Raw genomic sequence first — 8,312 nt, 5'->3', positions numbered from 1 at the left:
ATTTTTGTATTGGGGGATACCCTAATACAAAACCAGATAAACATTTAAAAGAAATGTCTAATTTAGAGCTGTCTGAAAAGAGGTAAGGCTACACATTCATTCGCGACTCACATGCTCGAACAAGGGACCAACTTAAGAGTAATTCAAAATTTACTAGGGCATGAAAATATTCAAACAACAGAGATTTATACTCCTGTTTCGAATTTAGAGATTCAAAAAGTTATTAACCCGATAGATGAAATTATAAGTAAAACATGAATTGTTGCATTTACAATACTATTTTATTGGAAATGACACATTTTGTCACACATATAAAAAAAATAAAGTGCATAAATGTGTTATTCCAGATACGTTGTGTGTAATGCTGACCAAGATTATGGGAATATTTGACTTTTTAAAACCTGGAGATAATTCTAAGCCTTCAAGAAAGCATATTTCGTTTTCAAATTTAGCATTGGAAATAATTGGAAATCCATTAGAACAAAACGGATTTGAATTTTATCGGAAAAAAGTAGAAACTTACTTTACAACAATAATCTGGACAAAGGAAAAACAGTATGTGAAATTATCCGCATCTGACTTTCCAACTGATTATCCATACACTTTTGATATAATTCTCGGAGAAGGAGACTGTGACGACTTCTTTAAATCGGAATGGGATTCTATTTCAATTTCCGATATTCAAAGATTAACCGAACCGAATAGAAAATACAAAGGTTATGACTTCCCAAAAAAGCGTGAATTTCGAGCAGTTTTGGAAAAAACAAAAAATGAGTTGATTGAATTTGGGAATGGTTTTTTAAATGGAGATTTGGAATTATTTTATGAGGCACGAATTCAGACAAACGGAAAAAATAAACCCGAAAAGATTATTAAAAAAGATAAGAATGGAAAAGTTATTTTCGAACTTTTACCATATAACGTAATAAAGAAAAACGACTGAATTAAAGCACATACACACAACAATGGCTATAAGTAATTGCTTGTTCTCGCATACTTCTGAAAATCCTATCGGATTTTTAGTTTAGCGTGTACTTGCAAAGTTAAGTGCTAAACCACGCAACTACTCATAGCCGAGACGTTAGGGGCAATTAATACTACCAGACAATATGAATGGATATACCGTATTAGATAATCAGAATATAGAACCTCATATTACATTCATCAGAATTGAGCCGACTGATATCAACTTGACTCTTGGTGAAGTTTTTAAATCTATGTCTGACATTTCTTGGATTAATGATTTCGATAAACAATATATAAGGGACGCATTTACAATACGGGCAAAGGAAACTATTAAGCATGTAGCTGATAGCATTATTGCAAAATCGGGCAATCAAATTACTAAAGACTCTGGAGAAATAGTTGTTTCGGAACTTTCTAGATTAGCGATAGTAAATGAATTGAATTACTTAGATATCCCATTAGCAGAGCTTTTTAAAAGCCAAGCTTCGGGCAATGATGGCTTTGATTTTTATTCTAAAAATCTTAATAAGATTATACTTTTTGGTGAAGCAAAATTTCTTTCTGACCGAAATGCATATGGCAAGGCATTTAATAAGATTGTTGAGTTTGTAGATTTAAAACAAGACGCATCAGATTTAGAAGATATTGATAAATTTTATTGCGAAGATTCTCTAAACAATCATTCTAAAGGAAATAAAGGATTTATGGCAGCCTTTGCAAGTAAAAATACAAGTAGCCAATTAATCATTAATGGTATAAAAGCCAATAGTGATTTTGCCAAGCTTAAAAATTTCGATGAACTAATCTGTATTGCTGTAAACGTATGAATAATCTCATTTCAAATATCATGCAATCGGACAAAACAGAAGATGTGTTCTCTTATGTTTTAGACAACTTGTATAAAACAGGCCCTGTGTCAACGACAGATATGGAGATTCTATCATATTTAAAATTGTATAATCCTGAAAAGTTTGAAGCACATCAGGATATGATTTTGAATTATATGGGCGTCTTTTATAAAAATATTGAACCAAAGACACTGAAAGAAGTAGTTTTTCGGCAGTATAGAAAATACATTTCTGATACATATGATAACACATATACTCCTGTTCAAGCAAAAATAATTAAAGGGATAGAATCTAATAAGTGCTTTAGTTTTTCTGCTCCAACCAGTACTGGTAAATCATTTGTGTTCATGAACTTGATTCATAAAAGCATAAATGATGTGGTAATTGTCGTTCCATCAAGAGCTTTAATAAATGAATATTACCATAAATTAAATGAGTTAATCGAAGACAAATCGGTAAATATTTTAACCTTTATTGATAAAATAAACACGAAACATACTGATAGGAATGTTTTTATTGTTACACCAGAAAGATGCAGGGAGTTATTCAAATATAAAGAGCAATACAAAGTGAGCATGTTCCTTTTTGATGAGGCTCAACTTAGCAATGAGAACTCAAAGAGGGGGTTATATTTTGATAGTATTGTTAGGCGTGCTCAAAAAGGATTTCCTGACGCTTCATTCGTTTTTGCGCATCCTTTTGTGAAAAATCCAGAATCCCAAATCAAGAAAAATCATTTTCAACTTGAAACTTCAGATTCAATCCAATTCAAGCAAAAAAATGTTGGCCAAATGTTTTTATGTTCGGATAATGAATGGAACTTTTATCATTTCGGTATAGATAAATCAATTATGGGTAATAGTAAGGTTACTTGCTCTTTTGACCCAATTGATAAAACTATAAAAAATGGAGGTTCTGTATTATTCTACATATCTAAATCCAAAATATATAATCGCGGTTTTTTAAATCAATTTGCAAAGTATATCGATTTATGTAAGGAAATAGAAGGTGAGCAAATTGATTATTACATTGAACAATTAAAGCAATACACAGGAGGTGATACAATAGCTAATAAAAACTATTACTCTCAAATGATTGCTCTGTTGAAGAGAGGAATTGTCATTCATCATGGGTCGCTTCCTCTACATACTAGGGTAATAATTGAGAAATTCACCCAAGATGGCTTATGTCGGATTTGTTTCGCAACTTCTACATTAGAGCAAGGTATTAACATGCCGTTTGATGTGGTATTCCTTGATAGGCTAGAAAGTAGCAAGCCATTATCTGTGAAAAATCTGATAGGAAGAGCGGGTAGATCAACACTTTCGAATGAATTTGATTTTGGGTATGTTATTGTCGGTTCAATAAGTAAGATGTCAAATTTCAGAAACATCATGAATCAAGATGAAATTTTGGATGAAGAATCTTCTTTAGAAAAGTCCGAGCAAAAGAATGATGATTACAATGACTTTAAAGAGGCTATCTTAAATGATACTTATTCTGATGAATATAACTTAACAGAAAAAGATCTGGAGAAATTATCGGCTGATTCTACAGAGATTGTAATTAAGAACATTCTAGACACCTTGTTTGAAGGTGAGGAAATCATATCATTAAGTCAATTAAATCAAGATGTTAGAAATCGTTTTAAGCATTACCAGTTCTTTAGAGAACTTTACTCAATTTACTTGAATAGGGAATTAGAAGATGGAGAGGCTAACGTTTTGGACACGGCAATCAAAATAATGTTATGGAAGGTACACGGTAAAACATTCAAAAACATCTGTTGGTTTCGCTATTCTTATGTTAGTAAGACTAATGAAAGAATAAAACTAGAAAAACTTGGTCGTAGAACAGACCACATAACAGCTAATTTCATAACTGGATATCACGAAATTCCAGACAAAAACCACAAAGTATACAGCTTATTTAGTCCAGATACTAAAGCTTCAGATATTGATTATGACCTCATAATGTATGACACTTATGATTTCATTGACAAACTGATAGGCTTTAAACTAAACGACATTTTTTATGCCTCTTTCATTAAGTATTTTGAAAAAACTCATGATACAAGAGCTGAAAAACTATCTAAATATATCAGGTATGGAACAGACAATGAAAAACATATATGGATGCTTCGTTATGGTATGTCATTTGAGGACATTGAATTAATAGAATCACATATAGTGTCAATTAATTCAGAGGAAATCATTTTCAAAGAATCAATTTACTCTTTACCAAAAGAAAAAAGACTGTCAATTGAAAGATTTATAAAACAAAATGAAGAATAAAAAGCCCCTAACACGCGGTCATAAAACATTGGGGGTTAAGTGGTTATTCTAGCGTTCTACCCCACGTCAAGTTCGGTGTAACTCGACAGGAAAGCACCCCGCAATCCCCAACGATTTCATACCGCCAACCGTTATAAACAAGCCTGAATTGCTGCTAACCATCAACTCAGAAATTAGATGTTCTTACTTTTAATTCTTATTTGTTTAAATTTGATTTTGAAATATTAGAACTTGAATTTTCGATAGATATTGATTAATAGTTTATAAAAATGGAATTGAAGAAGCCGCAAATAAAAGAAGAGGAAATAAATAACTTAATTGTGAGTGCATCGCTAGCCTTAGAACAATCAATTAAGAATTCTAAGAGTAATGCTAAGTATGGTGCAGCAGTTTTATCGATAAATAAAGAAATCTATAAAGGTTTTAATATTTTCTCTTCAAGTCAAACACTTTCAATTCATGCAGAGCAATGCGCAATTATTAATGCTTACATAAACGACGATAAAACAATTAAGGCAATAGCAGTTTCATCTGATGATGAATCAACCGAGCCTATTCCATGTGGTATTTGCAGGCAACTTTTATTTGAGAATGCAAGATACTCAGGATTAGATATTGTTATCCTAACAAGTTTTAATGGGAAATTATTGGGGAAGTATTATCTAAGTGAACTATATCCTAAACCATGGCCTAATCGTGAATTTAAAAACATAAAGAATGACTAATCAAATTCCTCCTATCTCTCCGCAAACAATAATTGATGTAATATTCGCTGCAACAGCATCAAGTTCTAGCGATGAAAAATCGAATCAAATGGGAACATTTCTTTTCAAGGACTTCTTAAATAATTTAAAGGAAGAAAATAAAGGAAATGTCACAGCAATAAATTATTTAAATAACATTATACCTGTAATTGGAAGTACTCTACGAGCCTTTAATGTTGAAAAACTGAATTATAAAAGAAAGATACTCCCTCTTGAAAAGTTGAAGCAAGGAGAATTAGATGAAGTAGATAAACAATTAAATTCATGGCCGTTATTCTCATTTATAAAGGCAACAAATAATTGGACAGCCAATGGTTTTAAAGTATTTTTTGGACTTTTAGGAGCTTACCTCGGACTAAATATTTCAAAAAAAGAATTCTCAGGAGAACTCAATATGTCTATAGTTCTAACAATCATATTGGTTCTTTTACTTTCCAGCCTTTTTGTGCTTTTAAGTATGCTTGTTACAAGGTGGATACGACATAAACAAGTCAAAAAAATAATTAACCAATCAGCTACGGATTTGGATGAAATATGGAAAGAATCTTATAAAAAGTATGAAACAAGTTTGTTTGATTGCCTTGTTGCAACCATTCGTGCACAAGAACAATTTTATCCAGAAATATTAACTTTCAAGGATGGGCATTTATTCCCAAGAAATGATTTTCCATATATGCCACCTTCTAATGCTGATAATTTGACGCCATCACCTCAAGAAACTGTTAAAATAATTGACAATTTAAGTAATATAATCAGAAGCAGAATTTCAGTATCCCCTGGTTTCGACAAGATTAATTGGCTAAAAGAGTTATGTACAAATAATTAGAATGAATCCGACTAAAGAACTAGAGAAAAAATATGATAATATTTCTAATATTCTGTGGCAAAGTTGGAAACACAGAAACCTAAAATATAACGATAGGCTCCATGAATTTTATCAGCTTTTAAAACCGAATTCAAAATTGCTTGACTTCGGATGTGGATTTGGTAGAGATGTACACTTTTTCAATGAGCTTGGTATTGAATCAATAGGAATAGATATATCTCACGAAATGGTAAATCTAGGATTAAAAAAATATGGCTCCTTAAATTTGGTTTGTGGTGACATATTCAAAGCCTCTGAAATTTTTCAATCCAAATTCGATGCAATTTGGTGTAGAGGTGTACTTTTTCATTTTAATATTGATTTAGTAAAAAAAATATATAAAGAAATTGAGTACTTAACCTTTAAGGGGGCGATGGTTTATATTCAAATTAATAAAGACACCAAATCAAAGAGATATAAGAATATTTCAGATTCTTCCGAGAAGGCAATGTATTATTATCATAGTCACTGTGAAATCAATGAAATATTCAATCAATCGTTCGAACTTAAGAAAGACCTTTCCAATCAAAACTATCTATGCCTGATTTATGAAAGAAAGTGACATTAAAAATTATACTTTCAGAATTATCTTAAATAATTACTGTAACTATAAATGTAATTTATGCTTTAATGAGTGGCAAGGTCATGATGCTAGGCATAATAACATAAGTTTGGATTCATTAAAATCAGCATTAGAACCATATATTAATGAAATTGATTACTTAAAATTAACAGGAGGTGAACCACTTTTAAATCCAAATATAAAAACGATAACTGATTACTTAACAAGCTTATCATTAGTTTCTATAACTACAAATGGCTCTTTACTAAAAAAGTGGTACAATAAACTTTCTGATAAAATTCTTTATACGATAAGCATTTACGGTTATGACTCTAATTCTTTCATATCATACACAAACAAGACGGCAGACGATTTTGTGAATTTTCAAAATCAGCTTTCTGTTGTAAAAATGGAACCAGAAAGATTTTCTGCAAATGTTCTAATTCAACCAAACAATAACTGGAACTTTGAAAAGTTTCTAAACTTTTGTATTGAAAAAGGATTCAAAAAAATTCGTTTTATTACACTAATTAGTAACAACAACAATTTAGTATTTTCTGATAATAGAAAAGAAGTTGAGAGTTTTTTTGAGACGAATTCAAAATATGCTGTACCGAATATAAATCCAACGGTAAGGAAGCTTTCTATTAAAAATGTTTCACTTGAACTTGTTACTCAATATTCTGAGTTTTCTAGTGAAGTAAATTCTAACTATGGATTCTATTGGGTCAATATCGATGGGAGTATAAGAAAAGCACCACAATTTGACAATATCTTATTTTAAAATGGAAACAACTATTGACACAAATGTTTTGAATTATTTACAAAATATCGTAAATGAAAATATTTCTCGAAGGACATATTCAAATAATAACGCTTCATATTTTACGAATAAACTGCTTGAAGATGTTACTTATCCAACAACAAACCTGCACATAAGTAATGCGCTAAAGATATTATCTGCATGGTTGTATGAAAATTCTAAATTAATAGATGGTATTTGTTTTTATGGTTCTTTTCCTTCGCATGCAATGGTATCAAATAGCATAACCGTACCTAAAATAAATAAAGAGTATCAAGATAATGTATTTGTAATCGGACCAAGTGATTTAGACTTTTTTGTCTTTAGCAAACACAAAAATATAAAGCGTCCAGTGTACCAAACAGATTACATAGAATATAACCTATCCTCTTTGAATTCAAAAGTGATATCAAAAGACCTTTTTGAATCAATAAGCATATTCGACAGTAGCGATTATATAAATGACATTGAACTTGATAATTTTGTTCTCCCCATGTTTCTACGTTTTTTAATTGATGATGGGTACTGGTTCAAAGATGAGCTTGGAATTCAAACTAAGTTGAAAAATAAATATAAAAGAGAAACTTACTTTGATTCGTCGATAAAATTCTATGAACGAAGAGTAAATAATCTCATAAATATCTACAATAAGATTGTTCAAAAGAAATTGGAGATAAAATCAATTTATGGGACAAATTACTCACTGGAGGCTAATAAAAATGGAAAATAAAGGCCTGTTTATAACAAATTGTATATGGCAGGCGGGGGTTTCAGCGGTCTGACAAGTCAGACCTCGTGCCCACTTTCCTGCGGGTCTGACACTCCCGATTGCATCGGGACCGCCCCACCATATAGTGTGCCGAGAAGCGATGAATCGGCAAAATAAAGTTCATTGCATGCTGTAATTGAGATGGTGGAAGTTGCAAACGAGCAACTGGACACTGGTGTCGCCTTACAGGAGGGGGCATCAAACCACCTAAAGGTGCTGTGTTTAAGAGGCATGGTGCTGAGCGTTTAGGAAAAGATATAGCACGATTATATCAGGTGTGAATATAGGAGCTGAACGCAAGTGAACCCTTGAAGAGGAGTCGAGAAGTGGCCATATCCAGTCAAAAGCTACGGAGTATGTGACGGAGTGATGAGCTTAGCGGGCTCCTGTTTACTGGCTAAGCGGCTGGCGTCTTACAGAGGGCAGGAACTATATTTGGGCT

9 protein-coding genes are annotated in these 8,312 nt (G+C 31.8%); all 9 read left to right on the top strand.

Features of this window, described 5'->3' with window-relative positions; all coding sequences use genetic code 11:
• Positions 1-72: 72 nt before the first annotated feature.
• The 9 genes from BM156_RS20895 to BM156_RS20475 all read left to right on the top strand — a co-directional run bounded on the left by BM156_RS20895 (position 73) and on the right by BM156_RS20475 (position 7,831).
• Positions 73-258 (top strand): tyrosine-type recombinase/integrase, encoded by a 186-nt coding sequence (locus BM156_RS20895; protein WP_093921783.1) that lies wholly within the window; start codon positions 73-75, stop codon positions 256-258.
• Positions 259-376: 118 nt separating this feature from the next.
• On the top strand, positions 377-943 hold the full coding sequence (locus BM156_RS20510; RefSeq protein WP_139218351.1) for a hypothetical protein: 567 nt from the start codon (positions 377-379) through the stop codon (positions 941-943).
• Positions 944-1,109: 166 nt separating this feature from the next.
• Positions 1,110-1,793, top strand: a complete 684-nt coding sequence (locus tag BM156_RS20505) for a hypothetical protein (RefSeq protein WP_093921781.1) — start codon at positions 1,110-1,112, stop codon at positions 1,791-1,793.
• Positions 1,790-4,108 (top strand): DEAD/DEAH box helicase, encoded by a 2,319-nt coding sequence (locus BM156_RS20500; protein ID WP_093921780.1) that lies wholly within the window; start codon positions 1,790-1,792, stop codon positions 4,106-4,108. Before BM156_RS20505 ends, BM156_RS20500 begins: the two co-directional genes overlap by 4 nt.
• Positions 4,109-4,377: 269 nt before the next feature.
• Positions 4,378-4,833 (top strand): cytidine deaminase family protein, encoded by a 456-nt coding sequence (locus BM156_RS20495; protein ID WP_093921779.1) that lies wholly within the window; start codon positions 4,378-4,380, stop codon positions 4,831-4,833.
• Positions 4,826-5,698 carry a hypothetical protein gene (locus BM156_RS20490; RefSeq protein WP_093921778.1) on the top strand — a complete coding sequence of 291 codons (873 nt, stop codon included), beginning with the start codon at positions 4,826-4,828 and terminating at the stop codon, positions 5,696-5,698. The genes BM156_RS20495 and BM156_RS20490 overlap by 8 nt, the downstream gene beginning before the upstream one ends.
• A 1-nt stretch (position 5,699) precedes the next feature.
• Positions 5,700-6,299, top strand: coding sequence for a class I SAM-dependent methyltransferase (locus tag BM156_RS20485; RefSeq protein ID WP_093921777.1), 600 nt, complete (start codon positions 5,700-5,702; stop codon positions 6,297-6,299).
• Entirely contained in the window at positions 6,286-7,083 is a 798-nt protein-coding gene (locus tag BM156_RS20480) for a radical SAM protein (RefSeq protein WP_093921776.1), read from the top strand. The genes BM156_RS20485 and BM156_RS20480 overlap by 14 nt, the downstream gene beginning before the upstream one ends.
• Before the next feature lies 1 nt (position 7,084).
• Positions 7,085-7,831, top strand: a complete 747-nt coding sequence (locus tag BM156_RS20475) for a hypothetical protein (protein ID WP_093921775.1) — start codon at positions 7,085-7,087, stop codon at positions 7,829-7,831.
• Positions 7,832-8,312 lie beyond the last annotated feature (481 nt).

The sequence above is a fragment of the Sunxiuqinia elliptica genome (genome assembly GCF_900113005.1).
Lineage (GTDB): Bacteria > Bacteroidota > Bacteroidia > Bacteroidales > Prolixibacteraceae > Sunxiuqinia > Sunxiuqinia elliptica.
The sequence above is the reverse complement of the archived record's forward strand: the minus strand, read 5'-3'. Positions and strand labels throughout refer to the sequence as shown.

What these genes read in the sequence shown, in the direction of transcription:
- BM156_RS20475 (WP_093921775.1), top strand. Translation starts at nt 7,085, where the DNA reads ATGGAAACAACTATTGACACAAATGTTTTGAATTATTTACAAAATATC.
- BM156_RS20480 (WP_093921776.1), top strand. Translation starts at nt 6,286, where the DNA reads ATGAAAGAAAGTGACATTAAAAATTATACTTTCAGAATTATCTTAAAT.
- BM156_RS20495 (WP_093921779.1), top strand. Translation starts at nt 4,378, where the DNA reads ATGGAATTGAAGAAGCCGCAAATAAAAGAAGAGGAAATAAATAACTTA.
- BM156_RS20500 (WP_093921780.1), top strand. Translation starts at nt 1,790, where the DNA reads ATGAATAATCTCATTTCAAATATCATGCAATCGGACAAAACAGAAGAT.
- BM156_RS20510 (WP_139218351.1), top strand. Translation starts at nt 377, where the DNA reads ATGGGAATATTTGACTTTTTAAAACCTGGAGATAATTCTAAGCCTTCA.
- BM156_RS20505 (WP_093921781.1), top strand. Translation starts at nt 1,110, where the DNA reads ATGAATGGATATACCGTATTAGATAATCAGAATATAGAACCTCATATT.
- BM156_RS20490 (WP_093921778.1), top strand. Translation starts at nt 4,826, where the DNA reads ATGACTAATCAAATTCCTCCTATCTCTCCGCAAACAATAATTGATGTA.
- BM156_RS20485 (WP_093921777.1), top strand. Translation starts at nt 5,700, where the DNA reads ATGAATCCGACTAAAGAACTAGAGAAAAAATATGATAATATTTCTAAT.